Below are 26,272 nucleotides of genomic sequence, written 5' to 3' on the forward strand. Positions count from 1 at the left end.
ACGCGTTACATTGCGCCATAATTCGGACCACCACCGCCTTCAGGCGTTAGCCAGATAATATTTTGGCTTGGGTCTTTGATGTCACAGGTTTTGCAATGCACACAATTTTGTGCATTTATTTGTAGCTGCACTTGGCCGTCTCTTTCGAGATATTCATAAACGCCAGCTGGGCAATAGTATTGTTCTGGTCCAGCATAGGTTTTGTAATTAAGCGCCACTGGAATAGTCTGATCAAGCAAGGTTAAATGGCTTGGTTGATTTTCAGTATGATTTGCGTTGGAAACAAATACCGACGATAGGCGATCAAAGGTTAAGCTACCATCAGGCTTGGGATATTTAATAGGGTGATGCTGTGCTGCCGGATCGAGACACTCATGGTCAGCATATCGATTGTGGATCGTCCAAGGCACATGCCCACCCATGATTTTTTGCTCTAAGCCAACCATCACAGTGCCTAAATACAGTCCTTTTGACATCCAGGGTTTAAAGTTACGCGTCTGTTTTAATTCTTGATAGAGCCAACTCGTTTTAAATGTAGCGGGGTAAGCCTTAAGTAAATCGCCAGCCCGATTTTCGGCAATGGCAGCTACCGCAGCATCGGCTGCTAACATGCCGGTTTTTATTGCTGCATGACTACCTTTAATGCGTGCAGCATTCAGGTAACCGGCATCGCAACCAATAAGTGCACCACCAGGGAAAATGGTTTGCGGGAGACTATTAAGACCGCCTGCCGTAATAGCGCGAGCGCCATAAGCAATGCGCTTGCCACCAATAAAAGTAGGCCGTATATGTGGATGAGTTTTATACCGTTGAAACTCTTCGAAGGGGCTGAGGTAGGGGTTGCGATAGGACAGACCGACGACGATACCCACGGCGACTAAATTATCTCCATAGTGATATTGAAATGAACCACCATAGGTGTCATTATGCAGTGGCCAACCAGCGGTATGTACGACCAGTCCAGCATGATGCTGTTCGGGCTTTACTTCCCACAACTCTTTAATGCCCAGACCATAACTTTGCGGATCACTTTGGGCGTCGAGGGCATAACGATTGATTAATTGTTTGCCTAGGTGACCGCGTGAACCTTCGGCGAACAAAGTGTACTTACCATGCAATTCCATGCCGAGTTGAAATTGCTCGCTCGGTAAACCGGCCTTATTCATACCAACAGCACCAGTAATAACGCCGCCGACTGCGCCAGCTGGTGTATACATAATTTCAGTGGCAGGAAAGCCAGGAAAAATATCAACCCCTAAAGCTTCAGCCTGTTGGCCCATCCAGCGGGTGAGGTTGGCCAAACTGACAATGAAATTACCATGATTTTTAAAGCAATTAGGCAGCAGCCAATTAGGCACTGCATAGGATTGTTGTGCAGTCAAAAAGAGAAAGCGATCAGCCGTTACCGCTGTCTCGATGGGTGCTCCTAAAGTCTGCCAATTAGGAAGGAGTTCATTTAAGGCGATTGGGTCGATTACTGCGCCAGAGAGAATATGGGCGCCTATTTCTGAGCCCTTTTCAAGTACGCAGACACTGATTTCTTGTTGTTTACTTGCGGCTACTTGCTTGGCCCGTATAGCGGCTGCTAGCCCTGCAGGACCGCCACCAACGATAACCAGGTCATAGGCCATCGACTCACGCGGACCATAGTGCTCAAGTAATTCGGCAGAAGTCATACGGCAAATAGGGAGTAAGGCGGTTTCATCAAGCTACAGTTTAATTCTTTTTGGGGCTTTGCTGCGCTTCGCTTCGTGGCAAACCAGTTATGATTAGCATTTATTTTCCAAAATAAGGAATTAGAAGCGATGAACAAGGTTTTTTCTTCGGCGCAAGAGGCGCTTAGCGATGTGATGCGGGATGGTCAAACGATTGCAGTTGGAGGTTTTGGCCTATGTGGCATACCAGAAGCCTTAATTCTGGCAGTCAAGCGTTTGGGCTGTCAAAATTTAACTGCGATTTCAAATAATGCGGGCGTCGATGATTTTGGTTTAGGTATTTTATTAGTTTCACGCCAAGTAAAAAAAATGATTGCATCTTACGTTGGTGAAAACAAAGAATTCGAACGTCAATATTTAGCAGGTGAATTGGAGTTGGAATTTACTCCACAAGGAACATTGGCTGAAAAATTACGCGCTGGTGGTTGCGGCATCCCGGCGTTTTTTACCAAAACAGGAGTTGGGACTATTGTGGCTGATGGCAAAGAAATTCGTGAGTTTGATGGCCGTAAATATGTGCTGGAGCGTTCTTTGGTTGCCGATATTTCGTTGGTTAAAGCATGGAAGGCCGATCGCGCTGGTAATTTAGTCTATCGATATACCGCGCGTAATTTTAATCCGGTGGTGGCTATGGCCGGGATGATTACGATTGCCGAGGTTGAGGAGATTGTAGAAAATGGCATGCTTGATCCTGATGAAATTCATACGCCAGGAATTTATGTCCACCGCATTGTCCTGAATGCTAATCCCGAAAAGCGTATTGAACAGCGCACCCTTTCGCCAGCTACTGCGTAAGTATTTGCTATATATATACCAACCCAATTAACGATGCAATAAACTGATTAATAAGGAAGATTGAAATGCCGTGGAGTAGAGAAGAGATGGCGGCTCGTGCCGCTAAAGAATTACGCGATGGTTATTACGTTAATTTAGGAATTGGCCTACCCACCTTAGTGGCCAACCATGTACCAGAGGGTATGGAAGTTTGGCTGCAATCGGAAAACGGCATGCTTGGCATTGGCCCTTTTCCAACAGAGGCCAAAGTGGATGCTGATTTAATTAATGCTGGCAAGCAGACTGTGACCACGATACCTGGTACCGCAATTTTTTCATCGGCTGATTCATTTGGCATGATTCGCGGTGGCAAAATTAATATTGCTATTTTGGGTGCGATGCAGGTCAGTGAGTTTGGCGATTTGGCCAACTGGATGATTCCTGGAAAAATGGTCAAGGGTATGGGCGGAGCAATGGATTTAGTGGCTGGTGTAAAAGATGTGGTGGTGCTGATGGAGCACGTTGCGAAGAAAAAAGATGGTTCAGAAGAGCTGAAAATTTTGCCCCAATGCACTTTGCCTTTGACAGGAGTGGGGGTAATTGATCGCATCATTACCGATTTATGTGTTTTAGATATTACGCCCAACGGGTTGAGGCTAGTTGAATTAGCTCCCGGAGTAACTAAAGAAGAGGTAGTGGCAAAGACCGGTGCTAAGATTGATTTAAGCGCTGTCACTTAAGCATCATGAATGGATGAAATAATAGTATTTAATGAATACGCATGAGCATCAAGATCGCCCAATTGCTCATGCGCATGCGCATACAGAGGAAGAGTTAGTCGCCTCTAGTGCCTTACATGCCCATAAAAAAGGCGATGCTAAGCATACCCATTCCAAGGAAATTAATAATCAGCATTTATTAGCGATTGCCTTGGTGTTGACTTTGGGCTTTTCCTTGGTCGAAGCTATTGCTGCCTATTGGGCGGGTTCATTAGCATTACTTTCAGACGCGGGTCATATGGTGACCGATGCCGCCGCCCTTGGGCTAGCGTTGCTGGCGCAAATTATTTCCCGTCGCCCACCGTCACCGCGCCATTCATTTGGGTATGGACGAGCTGAGGCTTTAGCTGCATTTATCAATGGTTTGGCGATGCTAGCTTTGGTGGTGTGGATTGTGTTTGAGGCCATCTCCCGTCTATTTACTCCGCATCAGGTAGATGGCATTGTGGTATCAATTGTTGCGGCAATTGGCTTAGCCATGAATATTGTTGTGGCTTGGGTTTTATCGCACGATCGGAAAAGTGTCAATACGCGCGCCGCTTTAGTGCACGTCATGGGCGATTTACTTGGCTCAGTAGCCGCATTGTTATCCGGCGTCATTATTCAACTGACCGGATGGATGCAGGCCGACTCTTGGTTGTCGATTCTGGTCTCATTATTAATTTTAAAATCGACTTATGCAATTTTGCGCGAGTCATATCACTTCTTAATGGAAGGTGTGCCGCTACACATTGACTATTTAGAAGTGGGTCGCGATCTGCGGGCGATTCCCGGCGTGTTATCTGTGCATGATTTACATGTTTGGGAAATGGCTCCCAGTTTTCCAGCGCTGATTGGTCATATTGAAGTTGAGCAGCTTGCTGATTGGCCCGCGGTTATGGCGCGAATTAATACGATGTTGTTAAATAAACATGGCATTGATCATGTGACTTTGCAGCCCGAAGCAATGCATGAGCCTGATGTGACAAGTAAAGCTCAACTTGCTCTGCAGGATCGGCAACCTGCAGTTGCACCAGCGGCTCTTGACATACACCGCGGCAACACCTTTTATGTGGAATGTGCTCACTCGGGTGGTTTGCACCGTATGGCTTATCACGCTTGGGGCAATCCCCGCAATCCTCAGGTCTTAATTTGCGTACACGGCCTCACCCGTAGGGGCAGCGACTTTAAGCAATTAGCCTTGGCAATGAGCACCAAATACTATGTGGTATGCCCTGATGTAGTGGGGCGGGGTGAGTCTGACTGGTTAAGCAATTCCATGCTTTATGGTATTCCGCAATATGTTAGCGACATGGTCACTTTGGTGGCGCATTTAGGGGTCTCGCAGGTCGATTGGTTTGGTACCTCGATGGGCGGGATGATTGGCATGGTGTACGCTGGCATGGCCGATTCGCCGATTCGCAAATTATTGCTTAATGATGTTGGGCCTCGCATTGAACCTGCAGCGTTAAAACGTTTGGGTTCTTATGTTGGCAAGCCCTTGCGTTTTATCAATCGAGCCGATGCTTTAGCGCAGTTAAATTTACTGTGCACGACTTTTGGCGAACATACTGCCGCAGAATGGGATGACTATAACGGCCCCCATTTAGTTGAGCATAAGGGTGCATGGGAAGTCCATTACGACCCTGCAATTGCCGTGCCATTTGCGGCCGTCAATGCGCTTACCGCTGCGGCTGGGGAAATGGCACTATGGCATAGCTTTGAACAGATTCAGGTGCCGATTTTAATTGTGCGCGGTGCCGAATCAGACTTACTCTCGGCTGCAACTGTGGCGGAAATGTGTCGTCGTAACAAGCATGCTCGTAGTCTTGAGATTCCTTTAGTTGGGCATGCCCCTGCATTTATTAAGCCTGCGCAAATTACCCTGGCCAGAGATTTTTTTAATTAGCTCAACCAGTCTCTAAATATCCCTTGGTCATTTAGTGATGCCTACCGCAAAACTGACTCATGATCTTATGCTCGATTCTTGGTACGGCGAAGGACCCGCGACCCATGCCCGTGGCGTCCACGCCATTTTGCAAGCCCTCGGTTTGGATGCGAGTAGCCTTATTGCAGCTAGCCACATACACCATGAGCAAAATAAAGAGGCCTTAGTCAAGCTACTTGGCACAGAAGCCGCCCAGTTATTACTTGGCTTTCGGGGGCTACGTCAAGCGCAAGCAAAACTCATTGGTAAAGACGGTGTAGCGAGTGTTGTTGGACAAGAAGAAATGCTACGCAAAATGCTTTTGGCTTTTGGTAGTGACTTACGCGTCGTACTAATTTACCTTGCTTCACGTCTGCAAAGTTTACGGTGGATTACCCAAATGGGTATTGTGATGCCAAGCGCCTGGGCGCAAACGATTCTAGAAATTGATGCTAGTTTGGCTAATCGTTTAGGTATTTGGCAAATGAAATGGGAAATGGAAGATTTGGCTTTTCGCCTAGTTTCACCGGCAGATTATCGCAACATTGCCAAGATGCTCGATGCCAAAAGAACGGAGCGGGAAAGTCTAATTAAAGAAGTTATTGCGCAATTACAGGCAGAACTTGCTGGTGCAAAAATGACTTGCGAGGTGCAAGGGCGCCCGAAACACATTTATAGTATTTGGAAAAAAATGCAAGGTAAGTCATTAGATTTTGCTAATTTGTATGACGTACGGGCATTTCGGGTGGTGGTGCATGATATTCAGGAATGTTACAGCGTGCTGGGTTTAGTGCATCAACTCTGGCAGCCGATTCCACGAGAGTTTGACGACTATATTGCACGGCCAAAATTAAATGGTTACCAATCTTTGCATACCGTGGTAATGAATGATGCGGGGGTTGCATTTGAAATTCAAATTCGTACTCAGGCGATGCATCAACAAGCTGAATTTGGCTTAGCTGCGCATTGGCGTTACAAAGAAGGTCAGCAGCAGGGTACACAGAGCGCAGCAAGCGCTTATGAGCAACAAATTGCTTGGGCTCGACAATTAATTGCATGGAAGGAAGATGCGTGGGAGCATTTAAAACACCATGAACTTGATGGGCATATTTATGTGCTAACCCCGCTTGGTAAAGTCATTGCCCTAGAAAAAGGTTCTACGCCAATTGATTTTGCTTATGCTGTCCATACCGATCTTGGCCATCGCTGCCGCGGGGCCCATGTTGATGGTGCGATGGTGCCCTTAGATACGCCTTTAGCTAACGGGCAAACGGTAGATATCATTGCCGTTAAACAGGGTGGTCCCTCGCGCGACTGGATTAGCCCAGATCGTTCTTACTTGCAATCGCACCGCGCGCGCTCGAAAGTACGGGCTTGGTTTAATGCGCTCGATGACGAATCTTTAGTCCCAGCAAATAAAGCACCTGTAGAAACAAAAACTGTCAAACCACTCGAGTCGATTGTTTTGCATCCTGGTGCTCGTCAGGGGGCTAGTCATAGTGATGTCTTGGTGGTGGGCATGGATTCTTTATTAACTCAATTGGCGCGTTGCTGTCGACCTGTGCCACCCGATGCCATTGTTGGTTTTGTAACGTTAGGGCGCGGGGTCTCGATTCATCGTCGCTCATGCAAAACCTTTTTGAAGCTTCTAGAGCGAGCTCCTGAACGGGTGATTCAAACTGCTTGGAATGCGTCGGTAGCAGCTGCGCTTCCACAGCCCTATCAGCCCGGTAGCCCGAATAAAAATAGTAAGCCCCTTAAATCAGACAAACAAGATCGTCTTTATCCAACTGACCTGACGGTGCTTGCCTTGGATCGACCTGAACTGTTACGCGAGCTATTTGAAATTATTACCCGCCAAGGGGTGCATGTGATTGATTTACGTAAATCAGCTAAACGCGGGCAGGTTCAAATCGTCTTTACGCTGGAAATTAGCAACACTGCAGCGCTGCGTTTAGTGCAAAACAGCCTTGAAGATGCGGCTGGAGTACTAGAAGTACAGCGGCGGTGATAAACTCCTGACTGATATAGGCTCGTAGCTCAGCTGGTTAGAGCACCACCTTGACATGGTGGGGGTCGTTGGTTCGAGTCCAATCGAGCCTACCAACGAATTGACCCGAATTGACCCGGAATGGCGAATGGGAGTATGAATGCTGGCAGTAAGCTTACCTGATGGTTCGAAGCGCGAGTTTCCTGCGCCCGTAACCGTTGCTGAAGTCGCACAAAGTATTGGCAGTGGCCTGGCTAAAGCCGCCTTAGCTGGCATAGTGGATGGTCGTTTAGTCGACTTGAGTTTTACGCTTGAGCATGACGTGCAATTGGCAATTGTGACGGATAAAAGCCCAGAGGCTTTAGACATTGTGCGGCACTCGACGGCACATTTATTGGCTTACGCAGTTAAAGAGCTGTTTCCTGCGGCGCAAGTAACGATTGGCCCGGTGATTGAAAACGGCTTTTATTATGATTTTTCTTTTCAGCGCCCATTTACGCCGGAGGACTTAACAGCCTTAGAAAACCGCATGCTGGAATTGGCCAAGAAAAATGAACCAGTTGTACGCCAAGTGCTACCGCGCGATCAAGCCATTGCATTATTTAAAGCGCAAGGCGAACTTTACAAAGCTGAAATTATTGGCAGCATTCCTGCCGATCAAGACGTCTCACTTTATAGTGAAGGCGGCTTTACCGATTTATGTCGCGGTCCCCATGTGCCCTCAACCGGCAAATTAAAAGTCTTTAAGTTAATGAAGGTTGCTGGAGCTTATTGGCGGGGCGATAGTAAAAATGAAATGCTGCAACGAATTTATGGCACTGCTTGGTTAAAGAAAGAGGATCAAGATGCCTATTTGCATATGCTGGAAGAGGCTGAAAAGCGCGATCATCGCCGTCTCGCTAAGCAACTCGACTTATTTCATTTTCAAGATGAAGCCCCTGGCTTAGTATTTTGGCATCCCAAAGGTTGGGCGATTTGGCAAGAGGTTGAGCAATACATGCGCCGGGTGTATCAACAAGAAAACTACCAAGAAGTAAAAGCACCGCAAATTTTAGATCGTTCTTTATGGGAAAAATCGGGTCATTGGGAAAACTATAAAGATAATATGTTTACGACCGATTCTGAAAATCGAGCCTATGCCTTGAAGCCAATGAATTGCCCCGGTCATGTGCAAATTTTTAATTCTGGCTTGCATAGTTATCGAGAGTTACCGTTACGTTTGGGTGAATTTGGGCAATGTCATCGCAATGAACCTTCCGGCGCACTGCACGGCCTAATGCGGGTGCGCGGTTTTACGCAAGATGACGGTCATATTTTTTGTACCGAAGACCAAGTGCAAAGCGAGGTAGCTACTTTCGATAAAGCAGTGCGCGCGGTCTACGCTGATTTTGGCTTTACTGAAGTGGTGGTGAAATTAGCATTACGCCCGGCGAAGCGGGTGGGGACTGACGCGATTTGGGATAAAGCAGAAAATGCCTTACGGGGTGCTTTAAGCGAATCGCTTGGTGCTACCGGTCAAACTTGGGAAGAGTTGCCCGGTGAGGGGGCGTTTTATGGCCCCAAAATTGAATACCATTTGAAAGACTCTATTGGGCGATCTTGGCAGTGCGGCACCATGCAGGTTGATTTTTCAATGCCTGCACGCCTTGGCGCTGAATATGTGGCTGAAGATAATAGTCGCCAGGTACCAGTCATGTTGCACCGCGCGATTGTGGGCTCCCTTGAACGTTTTATTGGGATTTTGCTCGAAAATCACGCTGGCGCTATGCCCAGTTGGCTAGCCCCCACCCAAGCGGTAGTCCTCAATATTTCTGAAAATTCTGCTGCATATGCGCAACAAATTCAGCAAATCCTGAAAAAACAAGGGTTTAGGGCTGAGGCTGATTTGCGAAATGAGAAAATTACCTATAAAATACGCGAGCATGCATTACAGAAAGTGCCTTATTTGCTAGTTGTTGGCGATAAAGAGCTTGAAAGTAATACAGTGGCCGTTCGTGCCCGTGGCGGAGTCGATTTAGGCGTAATGCCTCTAGATGCCTTCGTTGCCCGACTCCAGCAGGATATTGTCCAGAAAGTCGGTCCCGAGCTAGTGAGCTAGGGCTTTGGGTGGTGTTGACGGTTTTTATTGTTTTTTATAAGGAATTAGAAGATCGCTACTGATAAATTGCAGCGCATTAATGGGGAAATAACTGCTCCTGAAGTGCGTTTGATTGGGTCCGACGGAGAAGCCGTTGGTGTAGTTAAGTTGTTAGATGCCTTAAGGATGGCTGAGGAGCAAGAAACCGATTTGGTTGAAATTGCTCCCACTGCGTTGCCTCCGGTAGCCCGTTTAATGGACTTCGGTAAATTTAAATACCAAGAAGCGAAGCGTCAGCATGAAGCGAAGCTGAAGCAAAAGGTGATTCAGGTGAAGGAAGTAAAATTTCGCCCGGGTACTGATGATGGTGATTATGGTGTGAAGTTGCGCAATTTAATTCGCTTCCTAGAGGATGGCGATAAAACGAAAATTACGCTGCGGTTTCGTGGTCGGGAAATGGCCCACCAAGAAATCGGAGCAAGAATGCTGGATCGTTTGAAGTTGGATCTTGAGCCTTTTGGTCAAGTTGAACAATTTCCTAAAATGGAAGGCCGTCAAATGGTGATGGTTTTATCCCCAGCAAAAAAGAAATAACCATGCGCCGCTAGGTGTATGAGAAGAGCAGCAATAGCTGCCGAGCTTGTCGTAGTTAGTTGTGTGAGTCAAGGTACAGGAAGTGTAGCCGTCGGTTGCCACCTTAGATCACGAGAGAATGAAAGGGAGTAGTCATGCCCAAGATGAAAACCAAGAGTAGCGCGAAAAAGCGCTTCACGGTGCGCGCTAGCGGATCGATTAAACGGGGTCAGGCCTTTAAACGCCATATCCTCACCAAAAAAACCACTAAAAATAAGCGTCAATTACGTGGCTCAACCGAAGTAGCTAAAGCAGATGTGAAGTCAATTCGCTCGATGCTGCCCTACGCATAAACCCAGACTAGATAGGAGAATGTAATGTCAAGAGTCAAACGTGGGGTTACCGCCAGAGCCCGTCATAAAAAAATTACTGATGCTGCTTCAGGCTATCGCGGTCGGCGTAATAACGTCTTTCGTGTTGCCAAAGAAGCAGTTATGCGCGCGGGTCAATATGCTTACCGCGATCGTCGTAACAAAAAACGGGTTTTCCGTGCCTTGTGGATTGCCCGTATTAATGCTGCTGTACGCGAGCACGATATGAGTTATAGCGTATTTATGAATGGCATGAAAAAAGCCCAAATCGAACTTGATCGCAAGGTGCTTTCTGATATGGCCATTATGGATAAAGAAGCGTTCGCAGCTTTGGTTACGCGGATTAAATCCACAGTAGCCGTAGCTTAATTTACTATTCATTAAGCTGAACTGATATGGTTTCGCTCGACCAACTTGTCGAGGATGCCAAACGCGATTTCGCTAAGGCTGCCGATTCGGCAGCCTTAGAGGATGCTAAGGCGCAGTATCTTGGCAAAACGGGTATGCTTACTGAGCGCCTCAAAGCGCTTGGTAAGCTTTCGCCTGATGAGCGCAAGAGTGCTGGCGCTGAAATTAATCTCGCTAAAACCGCAGTTGAAGATGCGCTCCAAGAGCGACGCCAAGCCTTAGCAGAGGGCGTTCTCTATTCACGTTTAGCTGCTGAAGCAATCGATGTCTCACTGCCGGGGCGTGGTCAAGAGGTTGGGAGTTTGCACCCTGTCATGCGGACCTGGGAACGCGTTGAGACCATCTTTCATTCGATTGGCTTTGATGTGGCACAAGGCCCTGAAATTGAAACCGACTGGTTTAATTTTTCGGCGCTCAATAGCCCTGAAAATCATCCAGCGCGCTCGATGCAAGATACGTTTTACGTTGATTGCAATGATGCCCAAGGTAAGCCCTTATTGTTGCGTACTCATACCAGCCCGATGCAGGTACGCTATGCAAGCGAGCACGTTAAAAAGTATGCTAACGCTGCAGTGATGCCGCCGATTAAAGTTATTGCCCCTGGTAGAACGTATCGGGTTGATAGCGATGCGACGCATTCACCCATGTTTCATCAGGTTGAGGGTCTGTGGATTGGTGAACAGGTATCTTTCGCTGATTTAAAGGGTGTATATACCAATTTTTTACGCACATTTTTTGAAACCGATGCGTTACAAGTCCGTTTTCGTCCCTCCTATTTTCCATTTACTGAACCCTCGGCGGAAATCGATATGGCCTTTAGCAGCGGTAAGTTAGCTGGCCGTTGGTTGGAGATTTCGGGTGCGGGTCAAGTGCACCCTAAGGTATTACGTAATATGGGCATTGATGCTGAACGGTATACCGGCTTCGCTTTTGGTTCTGGTTTAGAGCGTTTAACTATGTTGCGTTACGGAATTGATGACTTACGCTTATTTTTTGAAAACGACCTGCGCTTTCTGGCGCAATTTTCGGCTTAAGAGCATATGCAATTTTCTGAATCTTGGCTTCGTCAATACGTTAATCCACCGTTGGATAGCGCTGATTTAGCGCATGCTATGACAATGGCCGGTCTTGAGGTAGAAGAGCGGTATGCAGTGGCGCCGCCATTTACCCAAGTTGTGGTAGCTGAAATTCTATCAACCGAGCAACATCCTGATGCTGATCGTTTGCGGGTTTGTAAAGTCAATGCGGGAACTGGAGAAGATCTAACTATTGTTTGTGGAGCACCCAATGCGCGAGCCGGCATTAAGATTCCTTGCGCCTTAGTAGGAGCTAGTTTGCCTGCTGCTGAAGTCGGCGGTAAACCTTTACTAATTAAAGTAGGTAAATTACGTGGTGTTGAAAGCCAAGGTATGTTGTGTTCGGGTCGTGAATTAGGTTTGGGCGACGATCACGCTGGTATCTATGAGTTACCTGCTGACGCACCAATTGGCGAAGATATTCGTCAGTATCTGCATTTAGATGAGCAAATATTTGTGGTGAAGCTAACGCCTAATAAGGCGGATTGCTTATCATTAATTGGGATGGCCCGCGAAGTTGCGGCGATTACGAAAACGCCTTTGCAACTCTCGCCAGTGCAAGCGCCAGCCGTATCTATTCCAGACCAGTTAAAGGTTAATATCGTAGCGAGTGATTTATGTGGGCGTTTTGCGGGCCGAATTATTCGTGGCGTTAACGCTTCTGCACCTACACCAGCATGGCTTGTGCAGCGCTTAAAGAGTGCAGGTCAGCGCAGTATTTCTCCTTTGGTTGATATCTCTAACTATGTGATGTTAGAGATGGGTCAGCCAAGCCATGTTTTCGATTTAGACCGTTTAGTGGGTGACTTAAGTGTGCGCTGGGCTAAACCTGGAGAAAGTATTGAATTATTAAACGGTCAGACCCTCGTACCCATCTCTGATGAGATTGAACCGACTGCACAAATTACTAGTGGCGTAGGCGTGGTAGCAGATGAAAAGGGCTTAGTGAGTTTAGCTGGACTGATGGGCGGAAATCACTCTGCAGTGACGGATAAGACCACCAACATTTATGTGGAAGCTGCTTTTTGGTGGCCCGCGGCGATTCAGGGTAGGTCACGGCGCTTGAACTTTACGACCGATGCTGGACATCGGTTTGAGCGTGGTGTTGATCCTCAAGCCACGGTAGATTGTTTGGCGTATTTATCTGCCTTAATCATTGAAGTTTGTGGTGGTCGAGCCGGTCCGATTGACGATCAAATCGTTGCTTTACCAGAACGTAAGCCGGTCTCTATGCGCTTAAAGCGCGCCATGCAAATTATTGGGATTCCATTAACTATAGAAGTAGTAAGTGACGTGTTTACGCGCTTGGGTTTTGAATTTACTTCTACAGGAAGCGCTGCCGAGACGATTTTTCAAGTGATGCCACCAAGCTATCGTTTTGATCTAGAGATTGAGGAAGACCTGATTGAAGAGGTAGCCCGTCTTTATGGTTTTGAACATATTCCCGATTTACCGCCGCGGGGATTATTGGCGATGCGAGCGACACCAGAAAAATTGCAGAGCATTCATCTTTTACGGCATCGTTTTGCCCAGCAGGGTTATCAAGAAGTCGTCAATTTTGGTTTTACTGAGCCTGAGTTTGAACAGCAACTTGCTAATGGTGCCCCAGTTTCGTGCCCGCCAATCAATGTGCTTAACCCAATTGCAGCGCAATATGCGGTTATGCGTAGTACCTTGTTGGGCGGCTTACTAGCCAACTTGCGAAGCAACCTTAATCGTGGCGCTAGTCGGATGCGTTTATTTGAAGTAGGACGGACTTTTACACGCGTGAACAGTCTGGATACGCTTCGTTTACCCAATAGTGACGATGCCGTTGCTGCGGCAGTTGCAGGAATTTGGCAACCACTACAGATTGCGGGTCTTGCCTATGGCTTTGCTTGGCCAGAGCAGTGGGGAGTGGCAAATAAAATAGTCGATTTTTTTGATATTAAAGGCGATCTGGAAACCATCCTTATGCCCTTGCACATTACCACCAGTGCTGCGCCGCATGCTGCATTACATCCTGGCCGCTGTGCGGCAATTCAATTGTCTTTGCCAACTGGTGCACGCACAATTGGCTGGATTGGCGAGTTACATCCCGCTCTTCAGCAAAAACTGGCTTTACCGCTAGCGCCTATTGTCTTCGAGTTTGAATGGGATGCGATTAGCTTGATCGATTTACCGAGCCCTAATGAGCTCAGTAAATTACCTGCAGTACAACGCGATTTAGCCATCGTGGTTAAACAAAATTTTCCAGCGCAATTAGCCTTAGATGCTATGCTAGCAAAACCGCCCGCGTTTGTTCAAAAAATTACACTCTTTGATGAGTTTCGCTCAAAAGCTGATAGTACTGGGAGTGCATCTAATAGCGGCTTAGCAGCCGATGAAAAAAGTTTAGCATTTCGGATTACTCTTTTAAATCCAGCTGAAACTTTGCAAGATGAACAAGTTGATGCCGTTATAGCTACATTACTGGCGCAGTTAGAAAAAAAGTGTGGAGCCCGCTTGCGGTAGGTATATATTAGTCATTAGTAACTAAAAATTGAATAATAATTCAAGATTAAAAAGGTAATTTGAATGAACCAGACATCTCATGCGCACCCAACTGTAACTAAAAATGAGCTTTCTGAGGCTTTGTTTGATCAAGTTGGTCTAAATAAACGCGAAGCTAAAGATATGATCGATGCTTTTTTTGATCGGATTGCCGAATCCCTTGAGGCAGGCGTTGAAGTAAAAATTTCGGGTTTTGGCAATTTTCAATTGCGCAACAAATCTGCGCGCCCAGGTCGCAACCCTAAAACCGGCCAGCAGATTCCAATTGATGCACGTCGCGTGGTTACTTTTCATGCGAGCCAAAAACTAAAAGAAGCAGTAGAAGCGCAAACTGGTATGGTGGCTTAGGTTTGAATTTTAAGCAGGTTTTGTTTTTTATCTTCAGTCTCTCTTGATCTCTTTATTACCTCCCATTCCTGCTAAACGTTATTTCACTATTGGTGAGGTAGCGAGTTTATGTGGCGTTAAATCCCATGTCTTGCGCTATTGGGAGCAAGAGTTTGTGCAGCTTCGCCCGCAAAAGAGGCGCGGTAATCGGCGTTATTACCAGCATCACGAGGTGGTCTTAATTCGCAAAATTCGTTCTTTACTGTACGAAGAAGGCTTTACGATTGGTGGGGCCCGCAATCGCTTAGATGAAGCGCGTGGCAGCTTAAAACTGCGCGCAGAATTAGAGGCTGTAGTACAGATCTTATCGTTATAGCTCCGTAGCTGCTGATACAATTTTAGTTTCGTCGGGGCGTAGCGCAGCCTGGTAGCGTACTTGCATGGGGTGCAAGTGGTCGGAGGTTCAAATCCTCTCGCCCCGACCATTTTTTATACTTCAGTTTCTTATTCAAGACTTTCTGTATGCCAACTAGTTCAACCAATACGCCAACATCACCACGGGATTATTTTGGCCTGACGATTCCCTTTCTTGATTTTATTGGGGTAATTCCTGAATTTGCAGAGGCTGGTAAGTCACGGATTCGGGTAGATTTACGCCCGGAACTACACAATAGCTTTCAAGTAGCCCATGGTGGACTTACCATGACTTTGCTCGACTTTGCCATGGCTGCTGCAGCCCGTAGCATGCATGAACAGGCCTTAGGCATGATTACGATTGATATGACAGTGAGCTTTTTGCGGCCTTCCACCGGTATTTTGATTGTTGAAGGTAAATTGCTCAAAATTGGCAAAACAGTCAATTATTGTGAGGCTGAAGTTTTGAATGAGGCCGGAGAAATTACTGCCAAGGCATTGGGTAGTTTTATGCTCCGCCGCTAAGCTAGCGATAAATAAGTAACTATTAGCTTTAATTTAATATCTTAAATGCTTGATTTTATTCAATTTAGTAATTATAAATTTGATTAATTCAGTAATTAATATAATCATTTTTTATATACTAATGCCTAGATTTATTTATATCTATTTAAGCTGATATACAATAATATTAACCTTTATCATCATTTACATTTGGAGTATTAATAATAATGGTTAGTTACACTGATTTATTAGCCCAACGCGAGCAATTAGACCAACAAATTAAAGATGCAATTCAGCGTGAAAAGGCTGAGGGGATAGCGCAAGCTAAAGTCATTATTGAGCGTTATAAATTAGAAGTAGGCGATTTATTTAGTCGGAAATCTGCCACCCGTGGGGCGAGTGGCAAGGTCCCCCCAAAATACCGCAATCCCAGTACTGGTGATACTTGGACTGGGCGCGGCAAGGCCCCCAAATGGATTGAAGGCAGAGATCGAACGAGTTTTACGATTTAAGTCTATGGACTTTAAGCCCAATCGTACTTTCTCGATAAGGCTTCAACAAACAACTGTTCAAGTTGCTGTTTAGCCAACTGGGAGTGATTCGCTGGATAACCCAGAATGAGGGGGTTCTCTAAAATATTTTGATTTTGAGCGGAACTGGCGTTTTCTGCATTGGGCTGGGGCTGGATGACTCCTGAATTTTCTCCTGCCAACTGTATTACGCCAGGATGAAGTTCCACAAAACCCTCATCAACCAAAATGGGAATGCGTTGGGTAAGTTCATTTTTACTTAAATAATGGATGATGTGTACTTGCTCAACTGGGGGAATAAAGGCATCGAGATAAATTAAGTCGGGTGCGCTTGATACTGCTTGCATGAGACCCTCAAGGCTATCGAGCGACCAGATTAGGTCGACCTGCAGCGACCAATCCCGACAAATTTCTTGTAATTCTTCACGGTTTTCAGTGCGGCGAAAAATAGCCATGACCACACAATGAGTTGATAATTTCTGCCGCATGAGTTGTTTACGGCGCGTTAATTGCTTTTCTAGGGAGCTGGCGAGGATCCGCCGATGACCGCCGTAGGTTTTCCAGGCGATAAGCTCGCCAACTTCAACCATTTTTTGGACGGTACCCAAGGATACTTGGAGAATTTTAGCGCTTTGGCGAGTACTGAGATAGTCTGAGGCGGGATTAATGGCTTTCATTATTGGTAAATTTCTTTCAGTTTTATGAAGGTTCAAGCATATAAATCATTTCGCAGGGATGCTGTCAGTTTCGGCTGAAACAGTTGTAGGAAATTTCTTATTAAAGGGTCAGAATTTGGTCGATTCCTCCCCACTTCGCCATAAAACCTGACTATTAATAAGCTTAATGATGCTAAAATAACCATTCGATATTAGATTCAATGTGTAGATTCATCAGTGATCAGTTCGCAATTTGGTAAAGCCAAAGCCCGGACGGTTTAAACCACAGTTTTTTTCGGCATACCCGACGAAAGGTGAGCATCATGAGGCAAGCTTCAATAGGCTCGTCCTATTTGTTTGGCGGTAATGCGCCGTATGTAGAAGACCTATATGAGTCTTACTTGCTTGACCCCAGTTCGGTTTCTGATCATTGGCGCACGTATTTTGATAAGGTCAATCGTGTACCCGCTGTTGATGGCGGTAACCACCCAGATATTGCTCATGCGCCAATCGTCGCTTCTTTTGCTGAGCGCGCAAAGCAAGGCCCCATTCGTAAAGTTAGTGACTCGGCAGATGCGGAGATGGGTCGTAAACGAGTCGCTGTTCAACAACTGATAGCCGCATATCGAAATGTCGGTAATCGCTGGGCCAACATTGATCCGTTAAAGCGCACCGAACGCCCCGATATTCCGGAATTAAATCCCGCCTTCTATGGTTTTAGCGATGGCGATATGGATATTGTCTTCAATATTAGTAATACGTTTTTTGGCAAAGACACGATGACCCTGCGCGATTTATTGCAGGCTTTGCGCGAAACCTATTGCGGCACGATAGGTGCCGAAGTGATGTACATAGCCGACCAAAAAATAAAAAAATGGTGGCAAGAAAAATTAGAATCAGTACGCTCAACCCCGCGCTTTAATCTTGAAGAAAAGCGTCAAATTTTAGATCGCGTAACTGCAGCTGAAGGTCTCGAGCGCTATTTACAAGCCAAATATGTGGGCCAAAAGCGATTTTCTCTTGAGGGCGGTGAAAGTTTTATCGCCAGCATGGATGAATTAATTCGTGGCGCTGGTATTAAAGGTATACAAGAAATAGTCGTGGGCATGGCGCACCGCGGCCGCTTAAACATGCTGGTCAATGTTTTAGGCAAGATGCCTAAGGATCTATTTGCTGAATTTGAGCATACCGCACCAGAAGATCTACCATCGGGCGACGTTAAATACCATCAGGGTTTTTCTAGTGATATTTCAACACCAGGCGGCCCAGTCCATGTCTCTTTGGCATTTAATCCTTCCCATTTAGAAATTGTTGATCCGGTTGCTGAAGGCTCGGCTCGGGCCCGCATGGAGCGCCGCGGCGATTTGCATGGCGATCAAGTCTTGGCTGTTTTAGTGCACGGCGATGCCTCGATTGCTGGGCAAGGAGTTGTACAAGAAACTTTAGCGATGTCAGAGGTAAGAGGTTATTCCACGGGCGGCACAGTACATATTGTGATTAATAATCAAATTGGCTTTACTACTTCAGATCCGCGTGATCTACGTTCTAGCCTTTATTGCACTGACATTATGAAAGTGATTGACGCTCCGGTTTTACATGTCAATGGAGATGACCCTGAGGCAGTTGTATTGGCGACCCAGTTAGCTTTAGATTTTCGTAGCACCTTTAAGAAAGATGTAGCCATCGATATTGTTTGTTTTCGCAAGCTAGGCCATAACGAACAAGATTCACCCGCAATGACTCAGCCCCTAATGTATAAAATTATTGCGGCTCACCCCGGTACCCGCAAACTGTATGCAGATAAGTTAGAGACTCAAGGCGTGATCGCCGCAGGCGGCGGCGATTTGATGGTGAAAGCATTTCGTGCGGCAATGGATGAAGGGAAACAAACTTCTGACCCGGTATTAAGTAATTTCAAAGGAAAATTCGCTGTCGATTGGTCGCCATTTCTAAATAAAAAATGGACCGATCAAGCAGATACTGCGATTCCATTGGCTGAATGGAAACGTTTAGCCGCCCGCATCACAACAATTCCAGCCGACTTTAAGGCGCATCATTTAGTCGAAAAGGTCATTGCTGATCGTGCTGCCATGGGTCGTGGTGAAATCAATATCGATTGGGGTATGGGTGAGCATATGGCGTTTGCCTCTTTAGTGGCTAGTGGCTACCCAGTGCGTTTATCTGGTGAGGATAGCGGCCGTGGAACATTTACGCATCGCCATGCCGTATTGCACGATCAAAATCGCGAGAAATGGGATATTGGTACTTATGTTCCTTTGCAGCATGTTGCTAAAGATCAGGCCCCATTTACCGTAATCGATTCAATTCTTTCTGAAGAGGCGGTGCTTGGCTTTGAATACGGCTATGCTTCTGCTGAACCCAACACCTTGACGATTTGGGAAGCTCAGTTTGGCGACTTTGCTAATGGTGCCCAGGTTGTGATTGACCAATTTATCGCCTCAGGTGAGGTGAAGTGGGGTAGGGTGAACGGCTTAGTGATGATGTTGCCGCATGGCTATGAGGGGCAGGGCCCAGAACATTCGTCGGCTCGTTTAGAGCGTTTTATGCAGTTGTGTGCTGATACGAATATGCAGGTGGTACAACCTACTACGGCCGCGCAAATTTTTCATGTCTTGCGTCGCCAAATGATTCGGCAATTTCGCAAGCCGCTGGTGTTAATGACGCCAAAATCGTTATTGCGCAATAAAGAAGCCGCTTCACCTTTGATGGAGTTTACAAAAGGCCAGTTTCAAACGGTTTTGCCTGATACTGACGCGACGCTTGAGCCAAAGCAAGTAACTCGCTTAATTATTTGTTCGGGTAAGGTGTATTACGATTTAGTGAAGGCGCGAGTTGAAAAGAAATCAACAGATACTGCCATTATTCGGCTCGAGCAACTTTATCCATTTCCGCATAAGTCAATTGCTTCTGAACTTAAAAAATATTCTAATTTAGAAGAGGTTGTTTGGTGTCAAGATGAACCACAAAATCAAGGCGCTTGGTTTTTTGTGCAACACAATATTTTAGAAAATATGGGTGACGGCATGCGGCTAGCTTATGCGGGTCGGCCGGCATCAGCATCACCAGCAGTGGGTTATTCGCATTTACATCAAGAGCAACAAAAATCATTACTGAACTCAGCCTTTGCAAAATTAAAAGGTTTTATTGTGACAAAAAATAAATAAGTCGATTGATTCATTTTAGGAAAAATATGTCTATTTTTGAAGTTAAGGTACCGCAACTTTCTGAATCTGTTACAGAGGCAACTTTATTAAAGTGGCGAAAAAAACCTGGCGAAGCGGTGGCGCAAGATGAAATTCTGATTGAGATTGAAACCGATAAAGTGGTTTTAGAAGTTCCTGCACCCGCAGCTGGTGTGCTAACCGAAATTCTGCAGCCAGATGGTGCTACGGTAGTAGCTGAGCAATTAATTGCCAAGCTCGATAGTGTCGCCACTCCTACCGTTGCTGCAGTTCCAACTGCTAGCATAGTAGCAAGTGCAATAGCAGCACCGCCAGCTACAACGCCAAGGGCTTCAGCAACAGTTGCAGCAGCCCCTGCGGCAGTAAAATTAATGGCTGAACTGAACACGAATGCTGCCGCTATTAGCGGTAGTGGACGTGACGGCCGGATTACCAAAGGGGATGTGCTGGCTGCGGTAGCTACTGGCGGGGCTAAGCCTGTAAAAGCGGCTCAAGCCGCTTTGCCACCAGCGACGATGCCATTAGGTGATCGACCTGAAGAGCGGGTGCCTATGAGCCGCTTGCGCGCCCGTATTGCCGAGCGCTTGCTCGAATCGCAGGCTAATAATGCGATCTTGACAACCTTTAATGAAGTCAATATGGCGCCAGTAATTGCAATGCGCAATAAATACAAAGAGGTATTTGAAAAAACCCATGGTGTAAAACTTGGCTTTATGTCTTTCTTTGTAAAGGCGGCAACCCATGCCTTGAAAAAATTTCCATTACTGAATGCTTCGGTCGATGGCAACGATATTATTTATCATGGCTATTTTGATATTGGAATTGCGGTTAGCTCTCCGCGCGGTTTAGTCGTGCCCATCTTACGTGATGTTGATCAAATGAATTTAGCGCAAATTGAATTAAAAATTGCTGAATTTGGAGTGAAGGCTCGCGAAGGTAAATTATCCATTGAAGAATTAACCGGCGGTACATTTTCTATTTCAAATGGCGGGGTGTTTGGCTCGATGTTGTCGACCCCCATTATTAACCCTCCCCAGTCGGCCATTTTGGGTATTCATGCAACTAAAGAGCGGGCGGTAGTGGAAGACGGACAAATTGTAATTCGGCCCATTAATTACTTAGCATTATCTTATGATCACCGCATTATTGATGGCCGCGAGGCCGTGTTGGGCTTGGTGGCCATGAAAGAGGCAATTGAAGATCCTGCTCGCCTGTTGCTTGATCTATAAGAAAGATAATCCATGAGTCAAGCTTTTGATGTGGTGGTAATTGGTGCCGGACCGGGGGGATATATTGCGGCAATTCGGGCTGCGCAATTGGGCTTTTCAGTGGCTTGTGTTGAAGCTAGCTCGTTCAACGATCCCAAGGGTGAAATCCGCCTAGGCGGTACGTGCCTGAATGTGGGCTGCATTCCATCGAAAGCCTTGTTAGCGTCATCCGAAGAGTTCGAAAAAATTGAGCATAGTATTGCCGACCATGGCATTACTGTGGGGCAAGTTAGTATCGACATTAAAAAAATGTTGGCGCGTAAAGACGCTATTGTGACCAAAATGACAGGTGGTATTAACTATTTATTTCGCAAAAATAAAGTGACTTTACTAAAAGGGCACGCAGCTTTTTTGGGTAAAGATGCGGCGGGCTACCAACTGCAGATTGATGGCAAAACACCGACGACAGTGACAGCTAAGCAAGTGATTATTGCCACAGGTTCGAAGGCGCGGCATTTACCAACGATTAAAGTTGATAACGTGATGATTTGCGATAACGAAGGGGCACTGCAATTTGACTCGATTCCAAAGCGTTTGGGTGTGATTGGCGCCGGCGTTATTGGCCTTGAGTTAGGCTCTGTGTGGCGACGGGTTGGTTCACAGGTGACCGTTTTAGAGGCTTTACCGACTTTTTTAGGTGCCTGCGATGCGGGCATTGCTGCAGAAGCCCAGAAAATTTTTACTAAACAAGGCTTAGATATTCAGCTGGGGGTAAAAATTGGTGAAGTAGTTAGTTCTAAAAAAGAAGTCACAGTAAGTTATCAAGATAGTGCTGGTAAAGCGCAAAAATTAGTGTGTGAGCGTTTAATTATCTCCGTTGGGCGGGTGCCCAATACGGATGGCCTTAATTTGGCAGCCATTGGCCTGAAAACTGATGAACGCGGTTTTATTCCCATCGATCACCATACCTGTGCTACCGCCATGCCTGGCGTCTATGCGGTTGGTGATGTAGTGCGTGGCCCCATGCTTGCGCATAAAGCTGAAGATGAAGGTGTTCTGGTGGCCGAAATAATGGCAGGCCAAAAACCCCATATTGATTACAACTGCATTCCATGGGTTATTTATACCGATCCAGAAATTGCTTGGGTTGGTCAAACCGAACAGCAACTAAAAGAAAGTGGCAGAGCTTTTAAAGCAGGACAGTTTCCGTTTGCAGCCAATGGCCGTGCATTAGGTATGGGACGCTCCGAAGGTTTCATTAAAGTGCTAGCTGATGCAAAAACAGATGAGGTTTTAGGGGTTCATATCATTGGGCCAAATGCCTCTGACCTCATTGCTGAAGCCGCTGTGGCAATGGAATTTAAAGCTGCCGCAGAAGACATTGCCCGTATTTGTCATGCACACCCAAGCTTATCTGAGGTAATGCGTGAGGCTGCCCTTGCAACCGATCAGCGCGCATTAAACATGTAATTGAAAGTTGCCGAGTATTACCGCCATGAATTACAGTTGCATGGCTACCATACTGATGCTGCGCAAGAGCGTGCAGTAGCGCGCTTGCAATTATGTGAGGATGAATGGGTAGCCTATAAAGAAAAGCGTGATAACGCCCTGAAGAAAAAACTGTTTCACCCTGAATTGCCTAGAGGCATTTATTTATGGGGGGGTGTGGGGCGGGGCAAATCCTTTTTAATGGACTGTTTTTATGCTGCCTCGCCAGTAGAAAAAAAGATTCGCATTCATTTTCATGAGTTCATGCGCGGAGTGCATCATGAATTACATGAACTGTCGGGTTTAGTTAACCCGCTTGATGAGGTAGCTAAACGCATTTCTGAACGCTACCGCTTAATTTGTTTTGATGAGTTTCATATAAACGATATTGCCGATGCGATGATTTTATATCGCTTATTAAAAGCCTTATTTGAAGATCGCGTGCAATTCATTATGACCTCGAATTACCAGCCTGATGATCTGTATCCGAATGGCTTGCATCGTGATCGCTTACTGCCAGCAATTCAACTACTTAAAGCCAAGCTCGATATTTTGAATGTCGATGCTGGCGCTGATTATCGGCAGCTACAAATGGCACAAGTTGAGGCTTATTTATGTCCCCTTACGGCGCAAAATCATTTAATTTTATTAGATACATTTAAGCGCTTAAGTGGTAATCGCGATGAGATGTCGTGCCCCGTGCTCTTTATCGAGTCGCGACAAATTCGTCCCTTTCGTTTGGCTGAAGGGGTAGTCTGGTTTGATTTTCAAACCCTGTGCGTTGGGCCCCGCTCGCAAAATGATTATCTGGAGTTGGCGACGCGCTTTCATACCATTATGTTGTCGGAGGTACCGTATATGCCGCCGCGCATGACCAATGAAGCTCGGCGGTTTATTTGGCTAATTGATATTTTATATGACCATAGAATCAAATTGATTATGTCGGCGCAAGTACCACCTGCAGAGCTTTATCCTGAAGGTCAAATTGTGGCTGAATTTGGTCGCACCGTATCCCGCCTAGTGGAAATGCAATCTCGCGCCTATCTCGATGCCCCGCGCCGAGTAATTAATACAAGCTTGACCTAAAATAGCTGGATGAATACACCTTCTGTACTAAATGCAGATTTGCACTGCCATTCTGTGGTTTCAGACGGAACCTTGTCACCTGAAGCGCTGGCAGAGCGTGCGCAGCTGAATGGGGTGCAATTGTGGTCATTAACCGACCATGACGAGCTGGGGGGCCAGGTTCGCGCCCAAGCTGCGGCAGCGCAATGTGGAATTGACTATGTGGCGGGGGTGGAAATTTCGATAACCTGGCTAGACCATACGGTACATATTGTGGGTTTAGGTATTGATCCTACTGATCTTGGCTTAATTGAGGGTCTGCGTCAAACCCGCGATGGGCGCCGTAATCGAGCGCAGGCGATGGCAGAGCAATTAGCTAAAGTTGGCATTGCCGGTAGTTTTGAAGGGGCGCAACTGTATGCCGGTAATCCAGAATTAATTTCTCGTACCCACTTTGCGCGGTTTTTAGTTGAGCAAGGGTTTTGTCGCGATACCGAAACAGTATTTAAAAATTATTTGGTTGCAGGTAAACCTGGCTATGTGCAACATCGTTGGGCAACCTTAGAAAATGCAGTACATTGGATTCGGAGTGCTGGTGGCGTTGCCGTGATTGCCCATCCAGGGCGCTATCATTTAACCCCGCTACAGATGACGGAGTTGTATGCGCGTTTTAAAGATTTAGGTGGATTGGGCATTGAAGTAGTAACCGGCAGTCATAGCCCTGATCAGTATCAAACGTATGCCAAGATTGCTATTGATTATGGTTTTATGGGTTCACGAGGCTCTGATTTTCATGATCCGCGTGAAAGCCATACTGATTTGGGTTTGCTACCGAATTTACCTTCTAGCTTGAAGCCCATTTGGTCGTTGTTTCATTAACAATTGTAATTTTTGAAATTAATTTTTAGAAAAAATGAATGATGTTTGCTGATCGTGTACTTTCTGGCATGCGACCCACTGGCAATTTGCATTTAGGCCATTACCATGGCGTGCTCAAGAATTGGGTGCAGTTGCAATCGGAATACCCTTGTTTCTTCTTTGTTGCCGACTGGCATGCTCTAACCACTCATTATGAAACGTCTAGCGTGATTGAGGAATCGGTTTGGGAGATGGTAATCGATTGGTTGGCTGCTGGGGTTGATCCGCAACAAGCGACTTTATTTATTCAGAGTAGAGTGCCTGAACACGCTGAACTTTTTTTATTACTAGCAATGGGCACGCCCTTAAGTTGGTTGGAACGAGTGCCAACGTATAAGGATCAAATTGAAAAATTAAAAGAAAAAGATTTGCAAACGTATGGTTTTTTAGGTTACCCCCTTCTGCAGGCTGCGGATATTTTAATTTATCGCGCTCAACTGATTCCTGTTGGTGAAGATCAAGTGCCGCACGTAGAGATGTCGCGAGAAGTCGCCCGCCGTTTTAACTATTTATATGGGCGCGAAGCGGATTTTGAAGTCAAGGCAATCGAGGCGGTAAAGAAGTTGGGTAGTAAGCGCGCCAAAATGTATGCTGAACTGCGGGTTGCCTATCAAGAGCGGGGTGATACTGAGGCCCTAGAACAAGCTCAGGCCCTGCTGCAAGACTCTCAAAGCCTGTCGATGGTTGATCGGGAGCGGTTATTTGGTTATTTAGAGGGGGCGCGAAAAATTATTTTGCCAGAGCCCCAAGCTTTATTAACCAAAGCTTCGCGCATGCCTGGACTCGATGGTCAAAAAATGTCGAAATCCTACAACAACACAATTGGCATTCGTGAGCAGCCCGCTGAAATTATTCGCTTAGTACGCACGATGCCTACCGATCCAGCACGGGTGCGGCGAACCGATCCTGGTAATCCAGAGCATTGTCCTTTATGGCAATTACATTTGGTTTATTCTGATTCGGTCACTCAAGATTGGGCTAAAAAAGGGTGCATTTCCGCTGGCATTGGTTGTTTAGAATGTAAGCAGCCAGTCATTGATGCCATTTTGCGAGAACAGCAGCCCATGTTTGAAAGAGCGCAAATATATTTGGACGACCCTAGTTTATTGCGCTCCATTATTGCTGACGGATGTGATAAGGCGCGCAAGGTTGCCCAAGAAACCATGCGTGAGGTACGCGAGGCGATGGGGCTAGCGTATGACTAGCCGTGCTTGACCCTTCTTCCTGGGTGCAGCGCTTTGCGGCGTTGTTGAAGCCAGGTGGCAGGGTGCTTGATTTAGCGTGTGGTAGCGGCCGACACAGTATTTTTTTGGCTAATGCAGGCTTTGATGTTCTCGGGGTTGACAGCAATGTCGAATCGTTGGCTTTGGCACGGGAAAACCTGGGCCAATTAAAGAGCGGTAACCCCCAATGGCTTGAAATGGATTTAGAGGCTGCCGTGTGGCCCTTGTCGAGCGCCAGCTTTGGCTTTTGGGACGGAATCGTCGTGACAAATTATCTCTATCGCCCCTTTTTGGAGGTATTGCCGAGCCTTCTGAGTAAAGGCGGTTTCTTAATTTATGAAACTTTTGCCCAAGGCAATGCTGAGTTTGGGAAACCGACCAGCCCCAAATTTTTATTAAACCCTGCGGAATTGTTGCAGTTAGCCCAGCGCTCTGGCTTGCGGGTATGGGCTTACGAAGATCTTTTTACCGATCTACCTAAACCGGCGATGGTGCAGCGCCTCTGCGCCCAAAAATCGGCTTAGAGGGCCTTATC

The 26,272-nt window shown here is 46.4% G+C and carries 23 protein-coding genes and 2 tRNA genes; 23 read left to right on the forward strand and 2 right to left on the reverse strand.

Translation table 11 applies throughout. From position 1 onward, the window contains the following. Window positions 1–5: 5 nt before the first annotated feature. Window positions 6–1,676: an electron transfer flavoprotein-ubiquinone oxidoreductase gene (locus LZT21_RS06950; protein WP_233989990.1), complete on the reverse strand. Its 1,671-nt coding sequence runs from the start codon at window positions 1,674–1,676 to the stop codon at window positions 6–8. Between the two features lie 129 nt (window positions 1,677–1,805). Here LZT21_RS06950 and LZT21_RS06955 point away from each other — a divergent pair, with 129 nt between their 5' ends. The 16 genes from LZT21_RS06955 (at window position 1,806) to LZT21_RS07035 (ending at window position 15,958) form a co-directional block, all read left to right on the forward strand. Continuing rightward, window positions 1,806–2,510, forward strand: coding sequence for a CoA transferase subunit A (locus tag LZT21_RS06955; RefSeq protein ID WP_233923517.1), 705 nt, complete (start codon window positions 1,806–1,808; stop codon window positions 2,508–2,510). 65 nt (window positions 2,511–2,575) lie between these two features. Next, window positions 2,576–3,229: a CoA transferase subunit B gene (locus LZT21_RS06960; RefSeq protein ID WP_233923516.1), complete on the forward strand. Its 654-nt coding sequence runs from the start codon at window positions 2,576–2,578 to the stop codon at window positions 3,227–3,229. A gap of 31 nt (window positions 3,230–3,260) precedes the next feature. Beyond that, the gene (locus LZT21_RS11925; RefSeq protein ID WP_370634802.1) at window positions 3,261–5,156 is read left to right on the forward strand and encodes an alpha/beta fold hydrolase; all 1,896 of its coding nucleotides are present in this window, start codon (window positions 3,261–3,263) and stop codon (window positions 5,154–5,156) included. A gap of 37 nt (window positions 5,157–5,193) precedes the next feature. Beyond that, complete coding sequence (locus LZT21_RS06975) at window positions 5,194–7,185, forward strand: bifunctional (p)ppGpp synthetase/guanosine-3',5'-bis(diphosphate) 3'-pyrophosphohydrolase (RefSeq protein ID WP_233989992.1); 1,992 nt, start codon at window positions 5,194–5,196, stop codon at window positions 7,183–7,185. Window positions 7,186–7,203: 18 nt separating this feature from the next. Then, a tRNA-Val gene (locus LZT21_RS06980) sits at window positions 7,204–7,280 on the forward strand. A 44-nt stretch (window positions 7,281–7,324) separates the two neighbouring features. Beyond that, window positions 7,325–9,262: a threonine--tRNA ligase gene (gene thrS, locus LZT21_RS06985; RefSeq protein ID WP_233923514.1), complete on the forward strand. Its 1,938-nt coding sequence runs from the start codon at window positions 7,325–7,327 to the stop codon at window positions 9,260–9,262. Between the two features lie 51 nt (window positions 9,263–9,313). After that, window positions 9,314–9,835 carry a translation initiation factor IF-3 gene (gene infC, locus LZT21_RS06990; RefSeq protein ID WP_233923731.1) on the forward strand — a complete coding sequence of 174 codons (522 nt, stop codon included), beginning with the start codon at window positions 9,314–9,316 and terminating at the stop codon, window positions 9,833–9,835. A 134-nt stretch (window positions 9,836–9,969) separates the two neighbouring features. Beyond that, a complete protein-coding gene (gene rpmI / locus LZT21_RS06995; protein ID WP_233923513.1) occupies window positions 9,970–10,167 on the forward strand; it encodes a 50S ribosomal protein L35 in 198 nt (65 codons plus the stop codon). A gap of 24 nt (window positions 10,168–10,191) precedes the next feature. Next, on the forward strand, window positions 10,192–10,554 hold the full coding sequence (rplT, locus tag LZT21_RS07000) for a 50S ribosomal protein L20 (protein ID WP_233923512.1): 363 nt from the start codon (window positions 10,192–10,194) through the stop codon (window positions 10,552–10,554). Window positions 10,555–10,580: 26 nt separating this feature from the next. After that, window positions 10,581–11,627: a phenylalanine--tRNA ligase subunit alpha gene (pheS, locus tag LZT21_RS07005; protein WP_233989994.1), complete on the forward strand. Its 1,047-nt coding sequence runs from the start codon at window positions 10,581–10,583 to the stop codon at window positions 11,625–11,627. Between the two features lie 6 nt (window positions 11,628–11,633). Further along, window positions 11,634–14,162: a phenylalanine--tRNA ligase subunit beta gene (pheT, locus tag LZT21_RS07010; protein WP_233989996.1), complete on the forward strand. Its 2,529-nt coding sequence runs from the start codon at window positions 11,634–11,636 to the stop codon at window positions 14,160–14,162. 63 nt (window positions 14,163–14,225) lie between these two features. Further along, window positions 14,226–14,549 (forward strand): integration host factor subunit alpha, encoded by a 324-nt coding sequence (locus tag LZT21_RS07015; RefSeq protein ID WP_233923509.1) that lies wholly within the window; start codon window positions 14,226–14,228, stop codon window positions 14,547–14,549. A gap of 43 nt (window positions 14,550–14,592) precedes the next feature. Further along, on the forward strand, window positions 14,593–14,904 hold the full coding sequence (locus LZT21_RS07020; RefSeq protein ID WP_370634803.1) for a MerR family transcriptional regulator: 312 nt from the start codon (window positions 14,593–14,595) through the stop codon (window positions 14,902–14,904). A gap of 32 nt (window positions 14,905–14,936) precedes the next feature. Continuing rightward, window positions 14,937–15,013: transfer RNA gene (locus tag LZT21_RS07025), tRNA-Pro, on the forward strand. A 37-nt stretch (window positions 15,014–15,050) separates the two neighbouring features. Next, entirely contained in the window at window positions 15,051–15,467 is a 417-nt protein-coding gene (locus LZT21_RS07030) for a PaaI family thioesterase (RefSeq protein ID WP_233923508.1), read from the forward strand. Window positions 15,468–15,673: 206 nt separating this feature from the next. Continuing rightward, entirely contained in the window at window positions 15,674–15,958 is a 285-nt protein-coding gene (locus tag LZT21_RS07035) for an H-NS family nucleoid-associated regulatory protein (RefSeq protein WP_233923507.1), read from the forward strand. Between the two features lie 11 nt (window positions 15,959–15,969). Here LZT21_RS07035 and LZT21_RS07040 read toward each other — a convergent pair whose 3' ends face one another. After that, window positions 15,970–16,653, reverse strand: coding sequence for a helix-turn-helix domain-containing protein (locus tag LZT21_RS07040; RefSeq protein WP_233923506.1), 684 nt, complete (start codon window positions 16,651–16,653; stop codon window positions 15,970–15,972). A gap of 302 nt (window positions 16,654–16,955) precedes the next feature. On the opposite strand from LZT21_RS07040, the gene LZT21_RS07045 reads away from it, so the two are divergent. Genes LZT21_RS07045 through LZT21_RS07075 form a run of 7 tightly spaced genes read left to right on the forward strand, consistent with a single transcriptional unit; the run spans window position 16,956 to window position 26,261 of the window. Further along, window positions 16,956–19,817: a 2-oxoglutarate dehydrogenase E1 component gene (locus LZT21_RS07045; RefSeq protein WP_233989998.1), complete on the forward strand. Its 2,862-nt coding sequence runs from the start codon at window positions 16,956–16,958 to the stop codon at window positions 19,815–19,817. 26 nt (window positions 19,818–19,843) lie between these two features. Then, window positions 19,844–21,064 carry a 2-oxoglutarate dehydrogenase complex dihydrolipoyllysine-residue succinyltransferase gene (gene odhB, locus LZT21_RS07050; protein WP_233937157.1) on the forward strand — a complete coding sequence of 407 codons (1,221 nt, stop codon included), beginning with the start codon at window positions 19,844–19,846 and terminating at the stop codon, window positions 21,062–21,064. A gap of 12 nt (window positions 21,065–21,076) precedes the next feature. Then, window positions 21,077–22,513, forward strand: a complete 1,437-nt coding sequence (gene lpdA, locus LZT21_RS07055; protein WP_233923503.1) for a dihydrolipoyl dehydrogenase — start codon at window positions 21,077–21,079, stop codon at window positions 22,511–22,513. Continuing rightward, the gene (zapE, locus tag LZT21_RS07060; protein ID WP_233923502.1) at window positions 22,514–23,617 is read left to right on the forward strand and encodes a cell division protein ZapE; all 1,104 of its coding nucleotides are present in this window, start codon (window positions 22,514–22,516) and stop codon (window positions 23,615–23,617) included. It abuts the gene before it with no gap. A 9-nt stretch (window positions 23,618–23,626) separates the two neighbouring features. After that, on the forward strand, window positions 23,627–24,475 hold the full coding sequence (locus LZT21_RS07065; protein WP_233990000.1) for a 3',5'-nucleoside bisphosphate phosphatase: 849 nt from the start codon (window positions 23,627–23,629) through the stop codon (window positions 24,473–24,475). A gap of 41 nt (window positions 24,476–24,516) precedes the next feature. After that, window positions 24,517–25,719 carry a tryptophan--tRNA ligase gene (locus tag LZT21_RS07070; RefSeq protein WP_233990091.1) on the forward strand — a complete coding sequence of 401 codons (1,203 nt, stop codon included), beginning with the start codon at window positions 24,517–24,519 and terminating at the stop codon, window positions 25,717–25,719. A gap of 2 nt (window positions 25,720–25,721) precedes the next feature. Next, window positions 25,722–26,261: a class I SAM-dependent methyltransferase gene (locus LZT21_RS07075; protein WP_233923500.1), complete on the forward strand. Its 540-nt coding sequence runs from the start codon at window positions 25,722–25,724 to the stop codon at window positions 26,259–26,261. Window positions 26,262–26,272: the final 11 nt, after the last annotated feature.

It is taken from the genome of Polynucleobacter sp. IMCC 30228, from assembly GCF_021395205.1.
GTDB lineage: Bacteria > Pseudomonadota > Gammaproteobacteria > Burkholderiales > Burkholderiaceae > Polynucleobacter.

What these genes read in the sequence shown, in the direction of transcription:
- LZT21_RS06950 (WP_233989990.1), bottom strand. Translation starts at nt 1,676, where the DNA reads ATGACTTCTGCCGAATTACTTGAGCACTATGGTCCGCGTGAGTCGATG.
- LZT21_RS06955 (WP_233923517.1), top strand. Translation starts at nt 1,806, where the DNA reads ATGAACAAGGTTTTTTCTTCGGCGCAAGAGGCGCTTAGCGATGTGATG.
- LZT21_RS06960 (WP_233923516.1), top strand. Translation starts at nt 2,576, where the DNA reads ATGCCGTGGAGTAGAGAAGAGATGGCGGCTCGTGCCGCTAAAGAATTA.
- LZT21_RS11925 (WP_370634802.1), top strand. Translation starts at nt 3,261, where the DNA reads ATGAATACGCATGAGCATCAAGATCGCCCAATTGCTCATGCGCATGCG.
- LZT21_RS06975 (WP_233989992.1), top strand. Translation starts at nt 5,194, where the DNA reads ATGCCTACCGCAAAACTGACTCATGATCTTATGCTCGATTCTTGGTAC.
- thrS (WP_233923514.1), top strand. Translation starts at nt 7,325, where the DNA reads ATGCTGGCAGTAAGCTTACCTGATGGTTCGAAGCGCGAGTTTCCTGCG.
- rpmI (WP_233923513.1), top strand. Translation starts at nt 9,970, where the DNA reads ATGCCCAAGATGAAAACCAAGAGTAGCGCGAAAAAGCGCTTCACGGTG.
- rplT (WP_233923512.1), top strand. Translation starts at nt 10,192, where the DNA reads ATGTCAAGAGTCAAACGTGGGGTTACCGCCAGAGCCCGTCATAAAAAA.
- pheS (WP_233989994.1), top strand. Translation starts at nt 10,581, where the DNA reads ATGGTTTCGCTCGACCAACTTGTCGAGGATGCCAAACGCGATTTCGCT.
- pheT (WP_233989996.1), top strand. Translation starts at nt 11,634, where the DNA reads ATGCAATTTTCTGAATCTTGGCTTCGTCAATACGTTAATCCACCGTTG.
- LZT21_RS07015 (WP_233923509.1), top strand. Translation starts at nt 14,226, where the DNA reads ATGAACCAGACATCTCATGCGCACCCAACTGTAACTAAAAATGAGCTT.
- LZT21_RS07030 (WP_233923508.1), top strand. Translation starts at nt 15,051, where the DNA reads ATGCCAACTAGTTCAACCAATACGCCAACATCACCACGGGATTATTTT.
- LZT21_RS07035 (WP_233923507.1), top strand. Translation starts at nt 15,674, where the DNA reads ATGGTTAGTTACACTGATTTATTAGCCCAACGCGAGCAATTAGACCAA.
- LZT21_RS07040 (WP_233923506.1), bottom strand. Translation starts at nt 16,653, where the DNA reads ATGAAAGCCATTAATCCCGCCTCAGACTATCTCAGTACTCGCCAAAGC.
- LZT21_RS07045 (WP_233989998.1), top strand. Translation starts at nt 16,956, where the DNA reads ATGAGGCAAGCTTCAATAGGCTCGTCCTATTTGTTTGGCGGTAATGCG.
- odhB (WP_233937157.1), top strand. Translation starts at nt 19,844, where the DNA reads ATGTCTATTTTTGAAGTTAAGGTACCGCAACTTTCTGAATCTGTTACA.
- lpdA (WP_233923503.1), top strand. Translation starts at nt 21,077, where the DNA reads ATGAGTCAAGCTTTTGATGTGGTGGTAATTGGTGCCGGACCGGGGGGA.
- LZT21_RS07065 (WP_233990000.1), top strand. Translation starts at nt 23,627, where the DNA reads ATGAATACACCTTCTGTACTAAATGCAGATTTGCACTGCCATTCTGTG.
- LZT21_RS07070 (WP_233990091.1), top strand. Translation starts at nt 24,517, where the DNA reads ATGTTTGCTGATCGTGTACTTTCTGGCATGCGACCCACTGGCAATTTG.